Origin of the sequence: Pseudomonas sp. JL2 (genome assembly GCF_031570495.1) — a bacterium.
Lineage (GTDB): Bacteria > Pseudomonadota > Gammaproteobacteria > Pseudomonadales > Pseudomonadaceae > Aquipseudomonas > Aquipseudomonas rhizophila.
In genome coordinates this window covers 249,557-270,058 of the sequence record NZ_JAKUDH010000002.1, presented here as the reverse complement: position 1 = coordinate 270,058, position 20,502 = coordinate 249,557, and the positions used below count along the sequence as shown (strand labels likewise).

Below are 20,502 nucleotides of genomic sequence, written 5' to 3'. Positions count from 1 at the left end.
ACAGAGCCTTAACCATGAATCAGAACGCTGAATATTCCGCGGTCAATGATGCGGTGCGCGGGCAGTTTTTCCGCCGTGTCTGGCAAATGACCACGCCGTACTGGCGCAGTGAGGAGAAGGGCAAGGCCTGGACGCTGTTGATTGCCGTCATCGTGCTGTCGCTGTTCAGCGTGGCGATTTCGGTGTGGATCAACAGTTGGTACAAGGATTTCTATAACGCCTTGCAGGAGAAGGACAGCGTCGCGTTCTGGCGGTTGATCCTGTATTTCTGCGGCATCGCCGCGGTGGCGATCCTGGGCGCGGTGTATCGCTTGTACCTCACGCAGATGCTCACCATCCGCTGGCGGGCCTGGCTCACGGAGAAACACTTCGCCCGTTGGCTCAATGACAAGAATTACTACCGACTGGAGCAGGGCGGTTACACCGATAACCCGGACCAGCGGATTTCCGAAGACCTCAACAGTTTTACCAGCAACACCTTGGGCCTGGGCCTGGGGCTGCTGCGCACCGTGGTCAGCCTGGTGTCGTTCTCGATCATTTTGTGGGGCGTGTCGGGCAGCATCCAGGTATTTGGCTACACCATCCCCGGCTACATGTTCTGGTGTGCGCTGGTGTATGCGGCGGTGGGCAGTTGGCTGACGCACCTGATCGGTCGTCGCTTGATCAGCCTGAACAACAACCAGCAACGCTTTGAAGCCGACCTGCGTTTTTCCATGGTGCGGGTGCGTGAGAACGCCGAGAGCATTGCCTTGTACAACGGCGAACCCAACGAGAACCGCCGCTTGAGTGGCCGCTTTGGTCTGGTCTGGCATAACTTCTGGGACATCATGCGGGTGTCCAAGCGCCTGACCTTCTTCACCTCCGGCTACGGCCAGATTGCGATCATCTTCCCGTTCATCGTCGCCGCGCCACGCTACTTCGCCGGCAAGATCCAGCTGGGCGAGCTTATGCAGATCAACTCGGCGTTCGGCAATGTGCAGGAGAATTTCAGTTGGTTCATCAGCGCGTACACCGACCTTGCAGCGTGGCGCGCCACGTGTGACCGTCTGCTGAGCTTCCGCCAGGCCATGAGCGACAACGAAGACCGCGTGCCGGCCATCGATGTGCAGAACCAAGGCCATGCATTGAAAGTGCAAAACCTGGGATTGGACCTGGCCGACGGCCGCCATTTGCTCAGCCATACCGACATGACCGTCGAACCGGGCGAGCGGGTGATGCTCAGCGGGCGTTCGGGCAGCGGTAAATCCACCCTGTTCCGGGCAATGGGGCATTTGTGGCCGGATGGCCACGGCGCGATCCGGTTGCCCGCGGCGCGTTATCTGTTCCTGCCGCAAAAACCCTATCTGCCCATTGGCACCTTGCGCGAAGCGCTGAGTTATCCACAACCGGGCGACACGTACCCACCAGAGCGGTATGCCCAAGTGCTGGAAGCCTGTCGCCTGCCGCATCTGGTGGCGCGCCTGGACGAAGCCAACCACTGGCAGCGCATGCTTTCGCCCGGCGAGCAGCAACGCCTGGCGTTCGCCCGCGCATTGCTCTACGCACCACAATGGTTGTATATGGACGAAGCCACGTCGGCGATGGACGAAGAAGATGAAGCGACGCTGTACCAGGCGCTGATTGACCAGTTGCCGGGGCTGAGCATTGTCAGCGTTGGCCATCGCAGCAGTTTGAAACGGTTCCATCCGCGACATGTGCGTATCGAAAATGGCCAACTGGTGGAGCGCACCGTAACCGCCTGATTGTCATTGTCGAACACCTTTGTGGCGAGGGGATTTATCCCCGTTGGGTGCGAAGCGCCCCTTCAAAATCAAAGGTCAACGATATTGATCTGCTGGTAGATCAAGAGGGCTGCTCCGCAGCCCAGCGGGGATAAATCCCCTCGCCACAACGGTGCATGGCGGCAAACTTTGCCAAGACCGTCAGGGAGCACGGTGATCGTACAACCACGTTGCGCTATCATGATGCGCATTCAGCCGCTTGCCGAGACACAGACACATGGAAAGACCGATCGACGTACCACGCCTTCCCCGCAAGCGCCGCAGCCTGGCGCAGGAGCTGGTGACGGTGTTGACCGAGCAGATTCGCGACGGTCTGCTCAAGCGTGGCGATAAATTGCCCACCGAGTCGGCGATCATGGAAGCCCATGGCGTCAGCCGCACCGTGGTGCGCGAGGCGATTTCCCGTTTGCAGGCCGCCGGCCAGGTGGAAACCCGCCACGGCATCGGCACCTTCGTGCTGGACACGCCCAGCCCGAGCGGCTTTCGCATCGACCCGGCGACGGTGGTCACCTTGCGTGATGTGCTGGCGATCCTGGAGTTGCGCATCAGTCTGGAAGTGGAATCGGCAGGCCTTGCAGCCCAGCGCCGCAGCGACGAGCAACTGGCTGCGATGCGCGCGGCCCTGGATGCGCTGAACGAAAGCGCCGCTCACGCCAGCGACGCGGTGGCCTCGGACTTCGCCTTCCACCTGGAAATCGCCCTGTCCACCGGCAACCGCTACTTCACTGACATCATGACCCACCTGGGCACCAGCATCATCCCGCGCACCCGGCTGAATTCGGCGCGCCTGGCTCACGACGACCACCAGCACTACATGGATCGCCTGCGCCGTGAGCACGAGGAAATCTACGAAGCCATCGCCCGCCAGGACTCCGACGCGGCCCGTGCGGCCATGCGCTTGCACCTGACCAACAGCCGCGAACGGCTGCGCCAGGCGCATGAAGAGGCGCAAGCGCAGGGCTGAATCGCTCACTGCTCTGCTGGCAAGGATGCTGTCGTGGCGAGGGAGCTTGCTCCCGCTGGGCTGCGAAGCGGCCCCTCAGCTCTTTCGGTCGATCGCCGTTCAACAGGTTGGCGACTGCTTCGCAGTCGAACGGGAGCAAGCTCCCTCGCCACAGCGGTCCCGTGTTTGGTTCGAGTGCAATAAGCCCTACACCTTAATCCGCAACTTGAAGAGCGGTCCGCAGCCTCGCAGGGCAAGATTCCTCAGTTTGCCAGCAAACCTCTAAGGCCCGATCTCAAAGGCTTTTCGCCAAACTCCGCGCACCTGACCCCCGACAAAAGACGAAATGCAGTTGACGTTCGTATTTTAAGTTGTACGATGACTTACAACTTCTCTTGAAGCTGAACCGTTTCCTACAACACAACATTTGCGTCCAGGGTGTTCGAATAATGAATCCACAAGAACTGAAGTCCATCCTCTCGTCTGGCCTGCTGTCTTTCCCGGTCACCGATTTCACTGCTCAAGGCGATTTCAATCGCGACAGCTACGTCAAGCGCCTCGAGTGGCTGGCCCCGTATGGCGCCTCGGCACTTTTCGCGGCCGGTGGCACTGGTGAGTTTTTCTCCCTGGCCGCCAGCGAGTATTCGCAAGTCATCAAGACAGCTGTTGATACCTGCGCCACCAGCGTGCCAATCCTCGCCGGTGTCGGCGGTGCTACCCGCCAGGCCATCGAGTACGCTCAGGAAGCCGAGCGTCTGGGCGCCAAGGGCCTGTTGCTGCTGCCGCACTACCTGACTGAAGCCAGCCAGGACGGCGTAGCCGCCCACGTTGAAGCCGTGTGCAAATCGGTGAAGATCGGCGTGGTGGTTTACAACCGCAACGTCTGCCGCCTGAACGCCACGCACTTGGAGCAACTGGCCGAGCGCTGCCCGAACCTGATCGGCTACAAGGATGGCCTGGGCGATATCGAACTGATGGTGTCGATCCGCCGTCGTCTCGGCGATCGTTTCAGCTACCTGGGCGGCCTGCCGACCGCAGAAGTCTATGCCGCGGCCTACAAGGCCCTGGGCGTGCCGGTCTACTCCTCGGCGGTGTTCAACTTCATTCCGAAAACCGCGATGGATTTCTACCACGCCATTGCCCGTGAAGATCACGCGACCGTCGGCAAGATCATCGACGACTTCTTCCTGCCTTACCTGGACATTCGTAACCGCAAGGCCGGTTATGCCGTGAGCATCGTCAAGGCTGGCGCGAAGATCGTCGGCTACGACGCAGGTCCTGTGCGTACGCCGCTGACCGACCTGCTGCCGGAAGAATACGAAGCCCTGGCCGCGCTGATCGACAAGCAAGGCAAGCAGTAACAGACCCGACAAAGCCGCTGAGCAATCAGCGGCTTTTTGCGTAAGGCTTGATCGTTCCCACGCTCCGCGTGGGCACGCAGCCAGGGACGCTCTGCGTTCCTAGACAGCTATTGTAGAAGGAGTAGCTCCGTGGCAGATTCAAAGCGTTTCGATAACTACATCAACGGTCAGTGGGTGGCCGGTGCCGACTATTGCACCAACATCAACCCGTCTGATTTGTCCGATGTCATTGGTGAATACGCCAAGGCTGATGCAGCTCAAGTCAATGCCGCCATCGAAGCCGCCCGCGCCGCCTTCCCGGCCTGGTCGACCTCGGGCATCCAGGCCCGTCACGATGCGCTGGACAAAGTCGGCAGCGAGATCCTCGCCCGCCGCGAAGAACTCGGCCAACTGTTGGCCCGGGAGGAGGGCAAGACCCTGCCCGAAGCCATTGGCGAAGTGACCCGCGCCGGCAACATTTTCAAGTTTTTCGCTGGCGAGTGCCTGCGCCTGTCGGGCGATTACCTGCCGTCGGTGCGCCCGGGTGTCAACGTCGAAGTCACCCGTGAAGCGTTGGGTGTGGTCGGTTTGATCACGCCGTGGAACTTCCCGATCGCGATCCCTGCCTGGAAGATCGCCCCGGCGCTGGCCTACGGCAACTGTGTGGTGATCAAGCCCGCCGAATTGGTGCCAGGTTGTGCCTGGGCCCTGGCGGACATCATTTCCCGCGCCGGTTTCCCGGCCGGTGTGTTCAACCTGGTGATGGGCAGCGGCCGTGTGGTCGGTGAAGTCCTGGTCAACAGCCCGAAGGTCGACGGTATCAGCTTCACCGGTTCCGTGGGCGTGGGGCGGCAGATCGCGGTCAATTGCGTGGCGCGCCAGGCCAAGGTGCAACTGGAGATGGGCGGCAAGAACCCGCAGGTCATCCTCGACGACGCCGATCTCAAACAGGCTGTCGAACTGGCGGTGCAGAGCGCGTTCTACTCCACCGGCCAGCGTTGCACGGCTTCGAGCCGCCTGATCGTGACCGCCGGCATCCACGACAAGTTCGTCGCTGCCATGGCCGAGCGCATGCAGTCGATCAAGGTCGGTCATGCCTTGAAGGCCGGCACCGATATCGGGCCGGTGGTTTCCGAAGCCCAGCTCAACCAGGACTTGAAGTACATCGACATCGGCCAGAGCGAAGGTGCGCGGCTGGTCAGCGGTGGCGGCCTGGTGACGTGCGACACCGAAGGTTATTTCCTGGCACCGACACTGTTTGCCGACAGCGAAGCCTCGATGCGCATCAGCCGCGAAGAAATCTTTGGCCCGGTGGCCAACGTCGTGCGTGTGGCCGATTATGAAGCGGCGCTGGCGATGGCCAACGACACCGAGTTCGGGCTGTCCGCCGGTATCGCCACCACCTCGCTCAAATATGCCAACCACTTCAAGCGTCATTCCCAGGCGGGCATGGTGATGGTCAATCTGCCGACCGCCGGCGTGGATTACCATGTACCGTTCGGCGGCCGCAAAGGTTCGTCCTATGGCTCGCGCGAGCAAGGTCGCTATGCGCAAGAGTTCTACACCGTGGTGAAAACTTCTTACATCGGATCGTAATTGCGACACCGGCCGGAGCGGGACAACCCGCCCGGCCGTACAACCAGATTTCCCGTATAAAAATAAATAGTGGAAGTAGATTTAAATGCAAGAAACCAAGCCGACTCGCGTCCGCTATTTGATCCTGCTCATGCTGTTTCTGGTGACAACGATCAACTATGCCGACCGCGCAACCATCGCTATCGCCGGCTCCAGCCTGCAGAAAGACCTCGGCATCGATGCCGTTACCCTCGGTTATATCTTCTCCGCCTTCGGCTGGGCCTACGTGGCCGGGCAGATCCCGGGCGGCTGGCTGCTTGACCGGTTCGGGTCGAAAAAAATCTATGCCTTGAGCATTTTTACCTGGTCGCTGTTCACCGTGCTGCAAGGCTATGTCGGTGAATTCGGTGTCTCCACCGCCGTGGTGGCGCTGTTCATGCTGCGTTTTCTGGTGGGGCTGGCCGAGGCGCCTTCCTTCCCGGGTAACGCCCGCATCGTCGCGGCCTGGTTCCCCACCGCTGAACGCGGCACCGCTTCGGCGATTTTCAACTCGGCCCAGTATTTCGCCACGGTGTTGTTTGCGCCGCTGATGGGCTGGATCGTCTACCGCTTTGGCTGGCAGCACGTGTTCATCGTGATGGGCGTGGTCGGTATCGTGTTCTCGCTGGTCTGGCTGAAGGTTATCCACAGCCCGCGTCAGCACCCGATGATCAACGAGGCCGAGTTCAATCACATCGCCGCCAACGGCGCGATGGTCGACATGGACCAGGACAAGGGCAGGGGTAAGAAGACCGACGGTCCGAAGTGGGATTACATCCGCCAACTGCTGACCAACCGCATGATGCTCGGCGTGTACCTGGGCCAATACTGCATCAACGGCATCACCTACTTCTTCCTGACCTGGTTCCCGGTGTACCTGGTGCAGGAGCGCGGCATGACCATCCTCAAGGCTGGTTTCATCGCCTCCTTGCCGGCGATCTGCGGCTTCATCGGTGGCGTGCTCGGCGGGGTGATTTCCGACTACCTGCTGCGCAAGGGCCACTCGCTGACCTTCGCTCGCAAGGCGCCGATCATCGCCGGCCTGCTGGTGTCCAGCAGCATCGTGGCGTGCAACTACGTGGACATCGAATGGATGGTGGTGGGCTTCATGGCCTTGGCCTTCTTCGGTAAAGGCGTAGGCGCACTGGGTTGGGCCGTGGTGTCCGACACTTCGCCAAAACAGATCGCCGGTCTGAGTGGCGGCCTGTTCAACACCTTCGGCAACCTGGCATCGATCACCACGCCGATCGTCATCGGCTACATCATCAGCTCCACCGGTTCGTTCAAATGGGCGCTGGTGTTCGTGGGCTGCAACGCGCTGATGGCGGTGTTCAGTTACCTGGTGATCGTCGGGCCGATCAAGCGTGTCGTGCTCAAAGAGCCCGCGGCCCGGGATGATCAACTTTCCAGCCTGTCTGAAGCGAAATCCTGAAGGAGCGATGTCGATGCAACTGATTGAACATGCCGATTCGCCCCGTTACATCCGCCTGAACGAGCGGGACAACGTGGTCATTGTGGTGAACGACCAGGGCGTGCCAGCCGGGACTGAGTTCCCGGATGGCCTGGTCACCGTGGACTTTGTACCGCAGAGCCACAAGGTCACCCTGGAAGATATTCCCGAGGGCGGCGAGGTGATTCGCTACGGCCAGGTCATTGGCTATGCATTGCAACCGATCCCCCGTGGCAGTTGGGTCAAGGAAGACCAACTGCGCATGCCCACCGCGCCGCCGCTGGACAGCCTGCCGCTGTCCACCGACGTGCCGGCGGCCGATGCGCCGTTGCAAGGCTACACCTTCGAGGGCTATCGCAACGCCGACGGTACCGTGGGCACGCGCAACATCCTGGGCATCACCACCACGGTGCAGTGCGTGACCGGGGTGCTGGACCATGCGGTCAAGCGCATCAAGGACGAATTGCTGCCCAAGTACCCGAACGTCGATGACGTGGTGGCGCTGACCCACAGCTATGGCTGCGGCGTGGCAATCACCGCCACCGACGCGTACATCCCGATCCGCACCGTGCGCAATCTGGCACGCAACCCGAACCTGGGGGGCGAAGCACTGGTGATCAGCCTGGGCTGCGAGAAATTGCAGGCCGGGCAGGTGATGCATGAGAACGACAGCTCGGTGGACCTCAGCGAGCCGTGGCTGTATCGCTTGCAGGATTCCAGTCACGGGTTCACCGAAATGATCGAGCAGATCATGGAACTGGCCGAAACCCGGCTGAAGAAGCTCGATCTGCGCCGCCGCGAAACCGTGCCGGCCTCGGAGCTGATCCTGGGCATGCAGTGCGGTGGCAGCGATGCGTTTTCCGGCATCACCGCCAACCCGGCCCTGGGCTATGCCTCGGACCTGCTGCTGCGGGCCGGGGCGACGGTGATGTTTTCCGAAGTCACCGAAGTGCGCGATGCGATCTACCTGCTGACCTCCCGGGCGCAAACCCGGGAAGTCGCCCAGGAGCTGGTACGCGAGATGGACTGGTACGACCGTTACCTGGCCAAGGGCGAGGCCGATCGCAGTGCCAACACCACGCCGGGCAACAAGAAAGGCGGGCTGTCGAACATCGTCGAAAAATCCCTGGGCTCGATCGTCAAGTCCGGCAGCAGTGCGATCAACGGCGTGCTGGGTCCGGGCGAGCGCTTCAAGCAAAAGGGCCTGATCTTCTGCGCCACGCCGGCCAGTGATTTTGTCTGCGGCACGTTGCAACTGGCGGCGGGGATGAACCTGCACGTATTCACCACCGGCCGTGGCACGCCGTACGGCTTGGCCATGGCGCCGGTCGTAAAGGTCTCGACCCGCACCGAACTGGCCCAGCGCTGGCCGGACCTGATCGACATCGACGCCGGCCGGATCGCCACCGGGCGCGCCTCCATCGAGGAACTGGGCTGGGAACTGTTCCATTACTACCTGGACGTGGCCAGCGGCAAGAAACAGACCTGGGCCGAGCGGCACAAGCTGTACAACGACATCACCTTGTTCAACCCGGCGCCGATTACTTGATGATTTCGTGATCGCTGGAGATCCAGTGTGGGAGCGAGCTTGCTCGCGATGACGGCGGTACATTCAGCATTTATGCAAGCTGACACACCGCTATCGCGAGCAAGCTCGCTCCCACAGGAGTTTGTGGTGAATATGGATTTTGTGTTCACCCAGGAACAAATGTGGGAGCGAGCCTGCTCGCGATAGCGGTCTACCAGACGCCAGTGTCGTTAGTGGCTATCATTAGCCACCTAACGACACCCTTCTCAAGGTCCCCGGCATGCTGGCAATTTTCCTCGAAACCCTGAACATCACCGCACCGGTGTTTGCCATGTTGTTTCTGGGGACACTGCTCAAGCGCATTTACTGGATCAACGACAATTTCATTCACATCGCCTCGTCCCTGGTGTTCAACGTCACCATGCCGGCGCTGTTGTTCCTCGGCATCCTGCATGCCGATCTCCACGCGGCATTGCAGCCGGACCTGCTGATCTATTTCTCCATTGCCACCCTGGTGTGCTTTGCCGTGGCCTGGGGCTGGGCGATCTGGCGTTGCCCGCGTGAGGACCGTGGCATCTATACCCAGGGCGCCTTTCGCGGCAACAACGGCGTGATCGGCCTGGCACTGGCGGCGAGCATGTATGGCGACTACGGGATTTCCTTGGGGTCGATACTCGCGGCGCTGGTGATCCTGTTCTACAACACCCTGTCGACCATCGTGCTGGCGGTCTACAGCCCAGTGATCAAGTCCGACCCCTGGAGCATCTGCAAAAGCGTGGTCAGCAACCCGCTGATCATCAGTGTGGTCGTAGCCGCGCCGTTGGCCTATTGGCAGATAGGCCTGCCGAACTGGTTTGAAACCTCGGCCAAATACCTTGCCCAGATGACTTTGCCGCTGGCGTTGATCTGCATCGGCGGCACGCTGTCGCTGGCGGCGCTGCGCAAAAGCGGAAAGATGGCCCTGAGTTCGAGCCTGGTGAAAATGATCGGCCTGCCGCTGCTGGCGACCCTCGGCGCCTGGCTCTGGGGTTTTCGTGGGGCGGAGCTGGGAATTCTGTTCCTGTACTTTGGCAGTCCCACCGCCGCCGCCAGTTACGTCATGGCCCGCGCGGCCGATGGCAACCATGAACTGGCCGCGGCGATCATCGTCATCACCACGCTGATGGCGGCGATTACCACCAACCTGGGGATTTTTGTGTTGCAGTGGGGTGGGTGGATCTAGGTTCTGGGTTGTGGTGTTCTTGAGGGCCAATCGCGAGCAAGCTAGCTCGCTCCCACAGGTAATCGCAGGTGTACCGGAATTTTATGTACACCGAAGATCCACTGTGGGAGCGAGCTTGCTCGCGATAGCGATCTCCCAGTCACTCAGATTTCTGATAACTATCGATCACTTCCTGCGCCGCCCTGAATGCATCAATCGCCGCCGGCACCCCCGCATACACCGCGCAATGCAGCAACGCCTCGCGAATCTCTTCCACTGTACAGCCGTTGTTCAAGGCCCCGCGCACGTGGCCTTTCAATTCCTGCGGGCATTTGAGGGCGGTGAGGGCGGCGAGGGTGATCAGGCTGCGGGTTTTGAGCGGCAGGCCTTCGCGGCTCCAAACGCTGCCCCAGGCGTGCTCGTTGACGAAGTCCTGCAGCGGCTGGGTGAATTCGGTGGCGTTGCCCAAGGCACGGTCGACGAACGCGTCGCCCATCACCTGGCGGCGCATGTCCAGGCCGGTCTTTGGAGTGTCGGTCATGGCAAATCCCTCTTGTGGTGTTGACGGCGCCAGGCGCGCAAGGAGCTGAACAGCAAAAACGCGAGCAGGGCCGGCAGCACATAGAACAGCATCAGTCGTTCCAGTTGGCCGGCCAGAGGCATGCCGGTAGTGAACGACACCACATGCAGCCCATAGGCCAGGTACAAGCCCAAAAACAGCAGACCTTCGGCGCGGGTGACGCGGTAGCCGGAATAAAACACCGGCAGGCACAGTACCGCCACGCCGAGCATCACCGGCAGGTCGAAATCCAGAGCATTGGGGGACACCGAAAGCGGCGAGGGCGCGGCGAGGGCCGTCACCCCCAGCACGCCCAGCAGGTTGAACAGGTTGCTGCCGATCACGTTGCCCACGGCAATGTCTCGCTGGCCCCGCAGGGCGGCGATCAGCGAGGTGGCCAGTTCCGGCAGCGAGGTGCTGACGGCGACGATGGTCAGGCCGATGATGCGTTCCGACAGCCCCAGGTCCGTCGCCACTTCCACCGCCGCGCCCAACAGCAAGTGCCCGGCGAAAATCAGCATCGCCAGGCCCACGACCATCATCGACAGGCTTTTGGGCCATGACACTTGCGCCACGTCCACGCCCATCCCATGCGGTCGCCCCGAATGCCGCGACTGGCGCAGCAACAGGCCCAGGTACACCGCCAGGGCCATCAACAGCAACGCGCCGTCCAGTTGCGTCAGTTCCTCGTTCCAGGCCAGCACGAACACCAGCAGGCTGGCGCCGATCATCAGCGGGATGTCCAGGCGCACCAGTTGACGCGAGACGCGCAACGGAATGATCAGGGCCGACAACCCGAGGGTGACGAGGATGTTGAAGATGCTGCTGCCGATCACGCTGCCCACGGCGATGTCGGCGTTCTGCGCCAGGGTCGCTTGCAGGCTGACGGCCATTTGCGGGGCGCTGCTGCCAAAGGCGACCACGGTCAGGCCGATGATCAGCGGACGCACCTGCAAACGTGCCGCCAGGCCCACGGCGGCGCGCACCAGCAGCTCGGCACCAGCGATCAGCAACAGCAGGCCACCGAACAGCTCAATCAGGCTCAGCAGCGGGATGGCATTGAGTAGGGAAATGTCCGGGCTCCGTCTATCAATCGTCGAGGGCTTGCACACGCACCCGTGCGGTGCCGCTGCGTAGCATGCCCAGTTGCTCGGCGGCAGCGCGGGATACATCGATCAGGCGGCCACGAGTGTAGGGGCCACGGTCGTTGATGCGGACCACGACACTGTCGTTGTTTTTCAGGTTGGTGACTTTCACCCGAGTGCCGAACGGCAACTGGCGATGGGCGGCGGTCAGGCCATGCTGGTTGAAGCGCTCGCCGCTGGCGGTGCGCTTGCCATGGTGCCTGGCACCGTAATAAGAGGCGACGCCGGTCTGGTCATAGCCGTGTGGATCGACCGTCCCGCTCTGGCTGGCACAACCGGCCAGCAGGGACAGCAGGGCGCAGGCGGCGAGGAGACGCTTCATGTTGGGGTTTCCCACATCAATGTGGTTGTGGAATGCATTGTGGCGAGGGAGCTTGCCCCCGCTGGGGCGCGAAGCGGCCCCCATTTCCGCTGCCGGATTTGGGGGCTGCTGCGCAGCCCAGCGGGAGCAAGCTCCCTCGCCACAGGGGAATGAGCCAGATGCAGGTACTGGCTCCATGGCAATCAGCCCTCGAGCTTGCTTTTAAGCAGTTCGTTGACCTGTTGCGGGTTGGCCTTGCCCTTGGAGGCTTTCATGGCCTGGCCGACGAAGAAACCGAACATCTTGCCGCGCTTGGCTTCGTCTGCCGCACGGTATTGCTCGACTTGCTCGGCGTTGGCCGCGAGCATTTCATCGAGTACGGCGCTGATCGCACCGGTGTCGGTGACTTGCTTCAAGCCGCGCTTCTCAATGATCTCATCAGCGCTGCCTTCACCATTGGCCATGGCTTCGAAGACCATTTTGGCGATCTTGCCGGAAATGGTGTTGTCCTTGATCCGCAACAGCATGCCGCCCAGTTGCTCGGCCGATACCGGCGACTGGTCGATCTCCAGGCCCTGCTTGTTCAGCAGGCTGCCCAACTCGACCATCACCCAGTTGGCCGCCAGCTTGGCGTCGCCGCCGATGCTCACGACTTTTTCGAAGTAATCGGCCTGTTCGCGGCTGGTGGCCAGGACGTTGGCGTCATAGCTCGACAGCCCGAACTGCGCCTGGAAGCGCTCGCGTTTCTGGGGTGGCAGTTCCGGCAAGGTGGCACGTACGTCATTGAGGAACGAGTCCTCGATCACCACGGGCAGCAGGTCCGGGTCGGGGAAGTAACGGTAGTCGTTGGCTTCCTCTTTACTGCGCATCGGACGGGTTTCGTCCTTGTTCGGGTCGTACAGGCGAGTCTGCTGGATGACCTTGCCGCCGTCCTCGATCAGTTCGATCTGGCGCTGGATCTCGCTGTTGATCGCTTTCTCGATGAAGCGGAACGAGTTGACGTTCTTGATCTCGCAGCGGGTGCCGAATTCAACCTGGCCCTTGGGCCGGATCGACACGTTGCAGTCGCAACGCAGCGAGCCTTCGGCCATGTTGCCGTCGCAAATGCCCAGGTAGCGCACCAGCGCGTGGATCGCCTTGACGTAGGCTACGGCTTCCTTGGCACTGCGCATGTCCGGTTCAGAGACGATTTCCAGCAACGGCGTGCCGGCACGGTTCAGGTCGATGCCGGTGGCACCGTTGAATTCTTCGTGCAGGCTCTTGCCGGCGTCTTCTTCCAGGTGCGCACGGGTGATGCCGACGCGCTTGACCGTACCGTCTTCCAGGGCGATGTCCAGGTGGCCCTTGCCGACAATCGGCAATTCCATCTGGCTGATCTGGTAGCCCTTGGGCAGGTCCGGGTAGAAGTAGTTCTTGCGGGCGAATACGTTGTGCTGGCCAATCTCGGCGTCAATCGCCAGACCGAACATCACCGCCATGCGCACGGCTTCGGCGTTGAGCACCGGCAGCACGCCGGGCATGCCCAGGTCGACCAGGCTGGCCTGGGTGTTGGGCTCGGAGCCGAACGTGGTGGAGCTACCGGAAAAGATTTTCGACCGGGTGGTGAGCTGGGTATGAATCTCCAGCCCGATCACGACTTCCCATTGCATGTGTTTCTCCTCAGAAGCCGGTTGGGGTGCGGGTGTGCCAGTCAGTGTTCAACTGATACTGGTGCGCCACATTGAGCAGGCGGCCTTCCTGGAAGTACGGTGCGAGCAACTGCACGCCCACCGGCAGGCCATCGACGAAACCGGCCGGCATGGACAGGCCCGGCAGGCCAGCGAGGTTGGCGGTGATGGTGTAGACGTCTTCCAGGTACTCAGCGACCGGGTCGCTGCTCTTGGCGCCGAGTTTCCAGGCCGGGTTCGGCGTGGTCGGGCCAAGGATGATGTCGACCTCGTTGAAGGCGGCCATGAAGTCGTTCTTCACCAGGCGACGGATTTTCTGCGCCTTGAGGTAGTAGGCATCGTAGTAGCCGGCGGACAGCGCGTAGGCACCGACCATGATCCGGCGCTGCACTTCGGCGCCGAAGCCTTCGCCACGGGAGCGCTTGTACAGGTCCATCAGGTTGTCCGGATTTTCGCAGCGATAGCCGAAGCGCACGCCGTCGAAACGCGACAGGTTCGAGGACGCTTCCGCCGGGGCGATCACGTAGTACGCCGGAATCGCGTGCTGCATGTTCGGCAGGCTGATTGGCTTGATCACCGCGCCGAGCTTCTCCAGCGCCTTGATGCTGTTGTGGGTCAGCTCGGCGATGCGCGGGTCCAGGCCGGCGCTGAAATATTCCTTCGGCACGCCGATGCGCAGGCCCTGCAACGAGCCGTTGAGGCTGGCGCTGTAGTCCGGCACCGGTTCATCGATGCTGGTGGAGTCGTTCGGATCGAAGCCAGCCATGCCTTGCAGCAGGATCGCGCAGTCTTCGGCGGTGCGGGCCAGCGGACCGCCCTGGTCGAGGCTGGAGGCGTAGGCGATCATGCCCCAGCGCGATACGCGGCCATAGGTCGGCTTGAGGCCCGTGAGGTTGGTAAACGCCGCCGGCTGGCGAATCGAACCGCCAGTGTCGGTGGCGGTGGCGGCCGGCAGCAGGCGCGCGGCCACGGCGGCGGCGGAACCACCGGACGAGCCACCCGGTACGTGTTCCAGGTTCCACGGGTTTTTCACTGCGCCGTAGTAGCTCGACTCGTTGGCCGAACCCATGGCGAATTCGTCCATGTTGGTCTTGCCCAGGGTCACGGCGCCGGCTGCGGCCAGTTTGGCGACCACGGTGGCATCGTACGGGGCCTTGAAGTTGTCGAGCATCTTCGAGCCGCAACTGGTGCGGATGCCCTGGGTGCAGAACAGATCCTTGTGGGCAATCGGTGCGCCGAGCAGGGCGCCGCTCTCACCGTTGGCGCGACGGGCGTCGGCGGCCTTGGCCTGGCTCAGGGCCAGTTCTTCGGTGAGGCTGATGAAGCTGTTGAGCTGCGGGTCGAGCTGGGCGATGCGCGCCAGCAGGGCCTGGGTCAGCTCTTCGGAAGAAAACTTTTTATCGGCGAGTCCGCGGGCGATCTCGGCCAGGGTCATGTGATGCATGAGAGGCTCTTTCCCTTTAGTCGATGACTTTCGGAACCAGGTACAGGCCGTTTTCGACCGCTGGTGCGATGGACTGGTAGGCCTCGCGGTGATTGGACTCGGTCACGACGTCGGCGCGCAGGCGCTGGCTGGCTTCCAGTGGGTGGGCCAGGGGTTCGATGCCGTCGGTGTTGACCGCCTGCATCTCGTCGACCAGCCCCAGAATGCTGTTCAGGGCAGAAGTAATGTGTGGAAGATCGGCTTCATCGAGGCCCAGACAGGCCAGGTGAGCGATTTTTTCCACGTCGGAGCGTTCAAGCGCCATGGGATTCTCCAGTGGAAAACAAAACGGACGCAATCTGTCCGTGTGTTAGATTGTCGGAACACTACCGCATTTCTACGGTCCAGTGCCCTGTATCACAAATACTGTTCCTTTTTGACGGCCTCTATTGTCGTCAACAAAGGAACGTATCTGTGAAACAGGGCATTGGCCGCGATTTCGGGGTTTGGTGCACAGAAAAGCGGCCAATTTAACATATTGGCGCCTTGCCCAAAATCCCTGTCGTTGTTAGAGTTTGCCGCACTTTTTTACCCACGCGTTGCCTAGGGTCCCTTTCCCATGTTCAAGAAACTGCGTGGCATGTTTTCCAGCGATCTTTCCATTGACCTGGGCACTGCCAACACCCTTATTTACGTGCGCGAGCGCGGTATCGTCCTGAATGAACCCTCGGTAGTGGCCATCCGCACCCATGGTAACCAGAAGAGTGTCGTGGCTGTCGGTACCGAAGCCAAGCGCATGCTGGGCCGTACTCCGGGCAACATTGCAGCCATTCGCCCCATGAAGGACGGCGTGATCGCCGACTTCAGCGTCTGCGAAAAGATGCTGCAGTACTTCATCAACAAAGTTCACGAAAACAGTTTCCTGCAGCCCAGCCCTCGCGTGCTGATCTGCGTGCCCTGCAAGTCCACCCAGGTGGAGCGTCGTGCCATCCGTGAGTCGGCCCTTGGCGCCGGTGCCCGTGAAGTGTTCCTGATCGAAGAACCGATGGCCGCTGCCATCGGTGCCGGCCTGCCGGTCGAAGAGGCCCGTGGTTCGATGGTCGTCGACATCGGTGGTGGTACCACTGAAATCGCCTTGATCTCCCTCAACGGTGTGGTCTACGCCGAGTCCGTACGTGTGGGCGGCGACCGTTTCGACGAAGCGATCATCACCTACGTGCGCCGCAACTACGGCAGCCTGATCGGCGAATCCACCGCCGAGCGCATCAAGCAGGAAATCGGCACGGCCTATCCGGGCGGCGAAGTACGTGAAGTCGACGTTCGCGGCCGTAACCTGGCTGAAGGCGTTCCACGTGCCTTCACCCTCAACTCCAACGAAGTGCTCGAAGCACTGCAAGAGTCGCTGGCGACCATCGTGCAGGCGGTCAAGAGTGCTCTGGAGCAGTCGCCGCCGGAACTGGCGTCGGACATCGCCGAGCGCGGCCTGGTGCTGACCGGTGGTGGCGCGCTGCTGCGTGACCTCGACAAGCTGCTGGCCCAGGAAACCGGCTTGCCGGTGATCGTTGCCGAAGACCCGCTGACTTGCGTTGCCCGTGGCGGTGGCCGTGCATTGGAAATGATGGACAAGCACACCATGGATCTGCTCTCCAGCGAATAAGCCCGCCTGGATGGTCTATGTTGTTCGCTCCCCGGGCAGCACTTTGCAGTGCTGCCCGTTGACGTTTATCTTCTGTCATTCGTATCCAGGCCGGTTTGATGCCGTATGAATAAAGAAAACATTTGCCTGGGAGGAGCGGCTTATTAAACCGCTTTTCGCCAAAGGCCCCTCATTGGGTGTGCGCCTGCTGGTGCTGACCGTGCTGTCGGTCGCGCTGATGGTGGTCGATGCCCGTTTCACGCTGCTCAAGCCAGTGCGCAGTCAGATGTCGCTGGTATTGATGGAATCCTACTGGATCACCGATTTGCCGCAGCGCTTGTGGCAGGGTGTGGCCAGCCAGTTTGGCAGCCGGACCGAGCTGGTGGCCGAAAACGAAAAACTCAAGACCGAGAACCTGCTGTTGCAGGGACGCATGCAGAAGCTGGCGGCCCTCACCGAGCAAAACGTGCGGCTGCGCGAGCTGCTCAATTCCTCGGCGCTGGTCAACGAGAAGGTCGAAGTGGCCGAGTTGATCGGCATGGACCCCAATCCCTTTACCCACCGCATCATCATCAACAAGGGTGAGCGCGACGGTGTTGTCCTCGGCCAGCCGGTACTCGATGCTCGCGGCCTGATGGGGCAGGTGGTGGAGTTGATGCCCTACACCTCTCGCGTGCTGTTGCTGACCGATACCACCCACAGCATTCCCGTGCAGGTCAACCGCAACGGCTTGCGGGCGATTGCCAGCGGCACCGGTAATCCGGAGCGCCTGGAGCTGCGGCACGTCGCAGACACCGCCGACATCAAGGAAGGCGACCTGCTGGTCAGTTCCGGTCTCGGTCAGCGATTCCCGGCCGGGTATCCGGTGGCGACGGTCAAGGAGGTCATACACGACTCAGGTCAGCCGTTCGCCATCGTGCGTGCGGTGCCAACGGCTGCGCTGAATCGCAGCCGATACCTGCTGCTGGTATTCAGCGACAACCGCACCCCGGAAGAGCGCGCCAACGACGCCGCCGTGGCCCAGGAGGCCGAGGACCGGCAGAACAGCGACTCGACCGCGACCCCGGTTACCCCGGCGACAGCCCCGGCACCTGCCCCGGCTGCAACGACCCCGGCGCCAACGCCAGCGACCGCTCCGGCTGCTACGCCGGCCACCCAAGCGCCGGCGACTCAACCCGCAAGGCCCGCGGCCAAACCGCCTGTCTCCACGCCGGCCACCGCGCCAGCCACCAGGGGAGCACGAGAATAATGAGCAGTACACATTCCGGTAACGGCTGGATGGTCTGGCTGACGTTCGCCATCGGCCTGTTGCTCAGCGTTTCGCCGCTGCCACAATTCATGGAAATCCTGCGCCCGCTGTGGCTGGCGCTGCTGCTGGCATTCTGGGCACTGGCGCTGCCGCACAAGGTCGGCATGGTCACCGCCTGGTGCCTGGGGCTGGCCGAAGACGTGCTTTATGGCACGTTGCTGGGGCAGAACGCGCTGATCCTGACGCTGATCACGTTCCTGGTGCTATCGCTGCAACAACGCCTTCGGATGTTCCCCATGTGGCAGCAGTGCCTGGTGATCCTGGTGATTTTCGGCCTGGCGCAGCTGGTGCAACTGTGGCTCAGCGCGCTGACCGGCAATCGCCAGCCGACCCTGGCGCTGGTGTTGCCGGCACTGGTCAGTGCCTTGCTCTGGCCGTGGGTCAGCTTCGGTTTGCGTGGCTTGCGCCTGCGTTTCAAAATCAACTGATTCGGTCAGGCATTGGCCCGCACCTTGAGAGGGAGATGTCTTGATGAAACCGCTTTACCTCGCCTCGGGCTCGCCGCGTCGGCGTGAGTTGCTCACGCAGATCGGTGTGCCATTCACCGCCGTCAGCGCAGACATCGACGAAACTCCCCTGGATGACGAAACCCCTTCGGCCTATGTCGAACGTCTGGCGCGCGGCAAGGCCGAGGCCGGGCGACGTGCTTTGCCCGCAGGCGTGGACGGCTGCGTGCTGGGTGCCGACACCGCCGTGGTGCTGGACGGGCGGATTCTGGGCAAGCCGCTGGATCAGGCCGACTCGATGGCGATGCTCTTGAGCCTGTCCGGTCGTGACCATGAGGTGCTGACCGCCATTGCAGTACTGGACGGGCAACGTTGTGAGTCCTGTGTGGTGCGCAGCCGGGTCAGCTTTCGCTCCATCACTGAGCAACAAGCGCTAGCCTATTGGAACAGCGGTGAGCCCCGGGACAAGGCCGGCGGTTATGGTATTCAGGGCTTGGGGGCGGTGTTCGTCGCCGGGCTTGAAGGCAGCTATTCAGCCGTGGTCGGCCTGCCGTTGTGCGAAACCTCGGAGCTGTTGGGCCATTTCGGCATACCCTGTTGGCAAACCCTGAGCGCGCGCTGAGCGCCGTCTGACTTGATGCGGCCATTATCGTGAACACGCCTGAACGAGACCCTGCCATGAGTGAAGAGATCCTGATCAACATCACGCCGATGGAATCGCGCGTGGCGGTGGTTGAAAACGGTGTTCTGCAAGAAGTTCACGTCGAGCGCACGCAAAAACGTGGCATCGTCGGCAATATCTATAAAGGCAAGGTGGTGCGGGTGTTGCCGGGCATGCAGGCGGCGTTCGTCGATATTGGCCTGGATCGCGCGGCATTCATTCATGCCTCGGAAATATCCATGCGTGAAGGCCCGGCCGTGGAGAGCATCAGTGCCCTGGTTCATGAAGGCCAGAGCCTGGTGGTCCAGGTCACCAAGGACCCCATCGGTTCCAAGGGCGCGCGCTTGACCACGCAGCTGTCGATTCCGTCGCGCTACCTGGTGTACATGCCGCGCACCGCCCACGTCGGCATTTCCCTGAAGATCGAAGACGAAGCCGAGCGCGAGCGCCTCAAGCAGGTGGTCAGCGATTGCGTGGAGAAAGAGGGCATCAAGGAAGCTGGAGGTTTCATCCTGCGCACTGCCGCCGAAGGGGCCGGGGCCGATGAAATTCTCATGGACATCCGCTATTTGCGCCGGCTCTGGGACCAGATCGCCGATCAGATCAAGACCATCGCCACCCCCAGCGTGATCTACGAAGACCTCGGTCTGGCGTTGCGGACCCTGCGGGATCTGGTCAGCCCCAAGATTGAGAAAATCCGCATCGATTCCCGGGAAACCTTCCAGAAAACCACCCAGTTTGTGGCGGAGCTGATGCCGGAAATCGCTGATCGTCTCGAGCATTACCCCGGCGAGCGGCCGATTTTCGACCTGTACGGCGTCGAAGACGAAATCCAGAAGGCCCTGGAGCGTAAGGTGCCGCTCAAGTCCGGCGGCTACCTGGTGGTGGACCCGGCCGAGGCCATGAGCACCATTGACGTCAACACCGGGGCGTTCGTCGGCCATCGCAACCTCGAAGAAACCATCTTCAAGACCAACCTGGAAGCGGCCACCGCCATCGCTCGTCAGCTGCGCCTGCGCAACCTGGGCGGAATCATCATCATCGACTTCATCGACATGGAGCATGAAGAGCACCAGCGCCAGGTGCTGCGGACCCTGGAAAAACAACTCGAGCGCGACCACGCCAAGACCAACATCATCGGGATCACCGAACTGGGCCTGGTGCAGATGACCCGCAAGCGCACTCGCGAGAGCCTTGAGCAGGTGCTGTGTGAACCGTGCAGCAGTTGCCAGGGCCGGGGCAAGCTCAAGACCCCGGAAACCGTGTGTTACGAAATCTTCCGGGAAATCCTCCGGGAGGCACGCGCTTACCAGGCCACAGGTTATAGAGTGTTGGCGAACCAGAAAGTGGTGGATCGCCTGCTCGATGAAGAGTCAGGGAATGTTGCGGAACTGGAGGCCTTTATCGGTCGCACGATTCGCTTTCAGGTGGAAACCATGTATTCCCAGGAACAATACGACGTGGTGCTGCTCTGAAGTGGCTTCATGAGCGGCAGCCC

18 protein-coding genes are annotated in these 20,502 nt (G+C 61.6%); 12 read left to right on the top strand and 6 right to left on the bottom strand.

Annotation, left to right across the window (positions count from 1 at the left end):
* Positions 1 to 14: 14 nt before the first annotated feature.
* From MKS85_RS05270 to MKS85_RS05240, 7 genes are all read left to right on the top strand, one after another.
* Positions 15 to 1,742 carry an ABC transporter ATP-binding protein/permease gene (locus MKS85_RS05270; RefSeq protein WP_188250979.1) on the top strand — a complete coding sequence of 576 codons (1,728 nt, stop codon included), beginning with the start codon at positions 15 to 17 and terminating at the stop codon, positions 1,740 to 1,742.
* Positions 1,743 to 1,998: 256 nt separating this feature from the next.
* Positions 1,999 to 2,745, top strand: a complete 747-nt coding sequence (locus tag MKS85_RS05265) for a FadR/GntR family transcriptional regulator (RefSeq protein ID WP_310662766.1) — start codon at positions 1,999 to 2,001, stop codon at positions 2,743 to 2,745.
* A gap of 428 nt (positions 2,746 to 3,173) precedes the next feature.
* Entirely contained in the window at positions 3,174 to 4,085 is a 912-nt protein-coding gene (kdgD, locus tag MKS85_RS05260; RefSeq protein ID WP_188250978.1) for a 5-dehydro-4-deoxyglucarate dehydratase, read from the top strand.
* Between the two features lie 129 nt (positions 4,086 to 4,214).
* Positions 4,215 to 5,660 (top strand): aldehyde dehydrogenase family protein, encoded by a 1,446-nt coding sequence (locus MKS85_RS05255; protein WP_047228689.1) that lies wholly within the window; start codon positions 4,215 to 4,217, stop codon positions 5,658 to 5,660.
* Positions 5,661 to 5,745: 85 nt separating this feature from the next.
* Complete coding sequence (locus MKS85_RS05250; RefSeq protein ID WP_047228688.1) at positions 5,746 to 7,110, top strand: MFS transporter; 1,365 nt, start codon at positions 5,746 to 5,748, stop codon at positions 7,108 to 7,110.
* A gap of 13 nt (positions 7,111 to 7,123) precedes the next feature.
* A complete protein-coding gene (gene garD / locus MKS85_RS05245) occupies positions 7,124 to 8,677 on the top strand; it encodes a galactarate dehydratase (protein ID WP_188250977.1) in 1,554 nt (517 codons plus the stop codon).
* A gap of 259 nt (positions 8,678 to 8,936) precedes the next feature.
* Positions 8,937 to 9,878 (top strand): AEC family transporter, encoded by a 942-nt coding sequence (locus MKS85_RS05240; protein WP_076383557.1) that lies wholly within the window; start codon positions 8,937 to 8,939, stop codon positions 9,876 to 9,878.
* A gap of 139 nt (positions 9,879 to 10,017) precedes the next feature.
* Here MKS85_RS05240 and MKS85_RS05235 read toward each other — a convergent pair whose 3' ends face one another.
* The 6 genes from MKS85_RS05235 to gatC form a co-directional block, all read right to left on the bottom strand.
* Entirely contained in the window at positions 10,018 to 10,398 is a 381-nt protein-coding gene (locus tag MKS85_RS05235) for a carboxymuconolactone decarboxylase family protein (RefSeq protein WP_076383558.1), read from the bottom strand.
* Positions 10,395 to 11,456, bottom strand: coding sequence for a calcium/sodium antiporter (locus MKS85_RS05230; RefSeq protein ID WP_047228693.1), 1,062 nt, complete (start codon positions 11,454 to 11,456; stop codon positions 10,395 to 10,397). The genes MKS85_RS05235 and MKS85_RS05230 overlap by 4 nt, the downstream gene beginning before the upstream one ends.
* A 49-nt stretch (positions 11,457 to 11,505) precedes the next feature.
* Complete coding sequence (locus MKS85_RS05225; protein ID WP_076383559.1) at positions 11,506 to 11,883, bottom strand: septal ring lytic transglycosylase RlpA family protein; 378 nt, start codon at positions 11,881 to 11,883, stop codon at positions 11,506 to 11,508.
* Positions 11,884 to 12,065: 182 nt separating this feature from the next.
* Positions 12,066 to 13,511: an Asp-tRNA(Asn)/Glu-tRNA(Gln) amidotransferase subunit GatB gene (gene gatB / locus MKS85_RS05220; protein ID WP_047228683.1), complete on the bottom strand. Its 1,446-nt coding sequence runs from the start codon at positions 13,509 to 13,511 to the stop codon at positions 12,066 to 12,068.
* A gap of 10 nt (positions 13,512 to 13,521) precedes the next feature.
* Entirely contained in the window at positions 13,522 to 14,973 is a 1,452-nt protein-coding gene (gene gatA / locus MKS85_RS05215) for an Asp-tRNA(Asn)/Glu-tRNA(Gln) amidotransferase subunit GatA (RefSeq protein ID WP_047228682.1), read from the bottom strand.
* Between the two features lie 16 nt (positions 14,974 to 14,989).
* Positions 14,990 to 15,277 carry an Asp-tRNA(Asn)/Glu-tRNA(Gln) amidotransferase subunit GatC gene (gatC, locus tag MKS85_RS05210; protein ID WP_047228681.1) on the bottom strand — a complete coding sequence of 96 codons (288 nt, stop codon included), beginning with the start codon at positions 15,275 to 15,277 and terminating at the stop codon, positions 14,990 to 14,992.
* Positions 15,278 to 15,571: 294 nt separating this feature from the next.
* Here gatC and mreB point away from each other — a divergent pair, with 294 nt between their 5' ends.
* The 5 genes from mreB to rng all read left to right on the top strand — a co-directional run bounded on the left by mreB (position 15,572) and on the right by rng (position 20,479).
* Positions 15,572 to 16,609 (top strand): rod shape-determining protein MreB, encoded by a 1,038-nt coding sequence (gene mreB / locus MKS85_RS05205; protein ID WP_002555108.1) that lies wholly within the window; start codon positions 15,572 to 15,574, stop codon positions 16,607 to 16,609.
* Positions 16,610 to 16,751: 142 nt separating this feature from the next.
* On the top strand, positions 16,752 to 17,837 hold the full coding sequence (gene mreC / locus MKS85_RS05200) for a rod shape-determining protein MreC (RefSeq protein WP_188251022.1): 1,086 nt from the start codon (positions 16,752 to 16,754) through the stop codon (positions 17,835 to 17,837).
* A complete protein-coding gene (gene mreD / locus MKS85_RS05195; RefSeq protein WP_047228679.1) occupies positions 17,837 to 18,325 on the top strand; it encodes a rod shape-determining protein MreD in 489 nt (162 codons plus the stop codon). The genes mreC and mreD overlap by 1 nt, the downstream gene beginning before the upstream one ends.
* Positions 18,326 to 18,368: 43 nt before the next feature.
* On the top strand, positions 18,369 to 18,965 hold the full coding sequence (locus MKS85_RS05190; protein WP_188250976.1) for a nucleoside triphosphate pyrophosphatase: 597 nt from the start codon (positions 18,369 to 18,371) through the stop codon (positions 18,963 to 18,965).
* A gap of 56 nt (positions 18,966 to 19,021) precedes the next feature.
* Positions 19,022 to 20,479 (top strand): ribonuclease G, encoded by a 1,458-nt coding sequence (gene rng, locus MKS85_RS05185; protein ID WP_047228677.1) that lies wholly within the window; start codon positions 19,022 to 19,024, stop codon positions 20,477 to 20,479.
* Positions 20,480 to 20,502 lie beyond the last annotated feature (23 nt).

Coding starts and splice junctions, on each gene's coding strand:
- MKS85_RS05270 (WP_188250979.1), top strand. CDS start 15: ATGAATCAGAACGCTGAATATTCCGCGGTCAATGATGCGGTGCGCGGG.
- MKS85_RS05265 (WP_310662766.1), top strand. CDS start 1,999: ATGGAAAGACCGATCGACGTACCACGCCTTCCCCGCAAGCGCCGCAGC.
- kdgD (WP_188250978.1), top strand. CDS start 3,174: ATGAATCCACAAGAACTGAAGTCCATCCTCTCGTCTGGCCTGCTGTCT.
- MKS85_RS05250 (WP_047228688.1), top strand. CDS start 5,746: ATGCAAGAAACCAAGCCGACTCGCGTCCGCTATTTGATCCTGCTCATG.
- garD (WP_188250977.1), top strand. CDS start 7,124: ATGCAACTGATTGAACATGCCGATTCGCCCCGTTACATCCGCCTGAAC.
- MKS85_RS05240 (WP_076383557.1), top strand. CDS start 8,937: ATGCTGGCAATTTTCCTCGAAACCCTGAACATCACCGCACCGGTGTTT.
- MKS85_RS05235 (WP_076383558.1), bottom strand. CDS start 10,398: ATGACCGACACTCCAAAGACCGGCCTGGACATGCGCCGCCAGGTGATG.
- MKS85_RS05225 (WP_076383559.1), bottom strand. CDS start 11,883: ATGAAGCGTCTCCTCGCCGCCTGCGCCCTGCTGTCCCTGCTGGCCGGT.
- gatB (WP_047228683.1), bottom strand. CDS start 13,511: ATGCAATGGGAAGTCGTGATCGGGCTGGAGATTCATACCCAGCTCACC.
- gatA (WP_047228682.1), bottom strand. CDS start 14,973: ATGCATCACATGACCCTGGCCGAGATCGCCCGCGGACTCGCCGATAAA.
- gatC (WP_047228681.1), bottom strand. CDS start 15,277: ATGGCGCTTGAACGCTCCGACGTGGAAAAAATCGCTCACCTGGCCTGT.
- mreB (WP_002555108.1), top strand. CDS start 15,572: ATGTTCAAGAAACTGCGTGGCATGTTTTCCAGCGATCTTTCCATTGAC.
- mreD (WP_047228679.1), top strand. CDS start 17,837: ATGAGCAGTACACATTCCGGTAACGGCTGGATGGTCTGGCTGACGTTC.
- MKS85_RS05190 (WP_188250976.1), top strand. CDS start 18,369: ATGAAACCGCTTTACCTCGCCTCGGGCTCGCCGCGTCGGCGTGAGTTG.
- rng (WP_047228677.1), top strand. CDS start 19,022: ATGAGTGAAGAGATCCTGATCAACATCACGCCGATGGAATCGCGCGTG.